1 protein-coding gene is annotated in these 1771 nt (G+C 67.5%); it reads right to left on the bottom strand.

The features are described from left to right. A partial coding sequence (locus DBR23_RS26270) for a GAF domain-containing protein (RefSeq protein ID WP_146191457.1) occupies window positions 1–1771 on the bottom strand: 1771 nt, incomplete at both ends.

Genomic DNA, 1771 nt, shown 5'->3' with positions numbered 1-1771 from the left:
GGTGTTCAGGCGCTGCGCCACCTGTTGCAGCAGCAGGTCGCCCTGGTCGTGGCCCAGGGTGTCGTTCAGGGTCTTGAAGTTGTCGAGGTCAATGAACAGCAACGCCCCGCCCTGCTGGCGCCGCTGCGCGGTGGCCAGGGCCTGGTGCATGCGGTCCATGAGCAGCATGCGGTTGGGCAGGCCGGTGAGCGCATCGTAGAACGCCAGGCGCTGGATCTCGCGCTCGCTGGCCTTGCGCTGGCGGATATCGGTGTTGATGGCCAGGATGGACTGTGGCTGGCCGTCGTCGCCACGCACCAGCGTCCAGCGGCCTTCCACCTCGATGGTGCTGCCATCGCGGTGGCGCTGCACGATCTCGCCGGTCCACTCCCCCTGCTCCAGCACCGTCTGCGTGGCGTGCCGGAAGTGCGTGGGGTCTTCGTAGAGCAGCGTCTCGATGGACTGCCCCAGCGCCTGCAGCTGCGACCAGCCGTACAGGCGCTCCGCGCTCTTGTTCCAGAAGATGATGCGGTGGTCCAGGTCCCGCACCAGGATGGCGTCCTGGGCCTTGTCCAGCAGCGAGGCCTGGTGGCGGATGCGGATATCGGCCAGCTGCCGCTCGATCTCGGCCGACGCACGCGAGGCAAAGATCTGCAGCGTGGAGGTGATGAAGTCCGTGTCGGCAATCGCGTGGCGGAACAGCACGAAGACGATGCCCACCACCTCGCCGTCGGCATTGCACAGCTGCTGGCCCACATAGGCCTGCGCCCCCACCGCGCGCAGCACGGGGGCTTCGGGGTACAGCTGCTGCACCTTGTCGGTCACCACATGGGTACGCTGGGACATCAGCAACAGGCTGGGCGTGCCGGTCAGGCTGTATTCGTCGTTGGGCAGCATCTGGCCGTCGAGCACGGCGGCCAGCGTGACCACCCGGGGCGCCTGGTCTTGCGAATGCGGCAGCAGCCGCACCACGCAGCCGCCCTGGGCATCCAGCGCATCGGCCATGTTGCGTACCAACTGCACAAAAAATTCGGTGCCGGTGCTGGCCGACACGGCCGCCGCCACCTTGAGCACCGAAGCCTGCAGCCGCTGCTGTGCCTTGTGCGCGCGCAGGCTGGTGATGCCGATGGCCAGGTCGTTGGACAGCTCCTGCAGCAGCGCGGCTTCTTCGGGGCTGATCTGCAACACGTCGGGTGCGTACAGGTACAACAGGCCAAAACTGCGGTCCTGCGCGTGGTCGCGCGCATGCTCGCGCAGCGGCAGGCAGATCACCCCGTGAAAGCCATGCTCCAGCATGCGCTCGGTCCAGTCGGCAAAGTCGCCCTCGGTGCGGATGTCCTGCACGATCACCGGCTGGCCGGTGCGCACCGCAATGCCCGCCGGGCCCCGGCCGTAGGGATCGTCGGCCGACCAGCTCAGTTGCAGGTTTTCCAGATAGTTCTGGTTGTAGCCCGCATGGGCCACCGGGCGGATGGATTTGCGCTCGTCGTCCAGCGCAAACCCCACCCAGCCCATGCGGTAGCCACCGATGTCCACCGCAATCTGGCAGATGGCCTGCAGCAGTGCGGCCTCGGACGTGGCGCGCACCAGGGTTTCGTTGCATGCGCTCAGCAGGCGCTGGGCACGGCCCATGCGCGCCAGCTCGCGCTCGGTGCGCAGGCGTTCGGTCACGTCGGTGGCCAGCACCTGGCGGGCCGGGCGCCCGTTGAAGCTGATGCTGCCCGCCGTGATCTCCACATCCATGAAGCTGCCATCCTTCTTGATGTGGCGGCTGATGACCGGCGCGTTGCGC

The sequence above is a fragment of the Acidovorax sp. HMWF018 genome, assembly GCF_003061035.1.
Taxonomy (GTDB): domain Bacteria; phylum Pseudomonadota; class Gammaproteobacteria; order Burkholderiales; family Burkholderiaceae_C; genus Acidovorax; species Acidovorax delafieldii.
The sequence above is the reverse complement of the archived record's forward strand: the minus strand, read 5'-3'. Positions and strand labels throughout refer to the sequence as shown.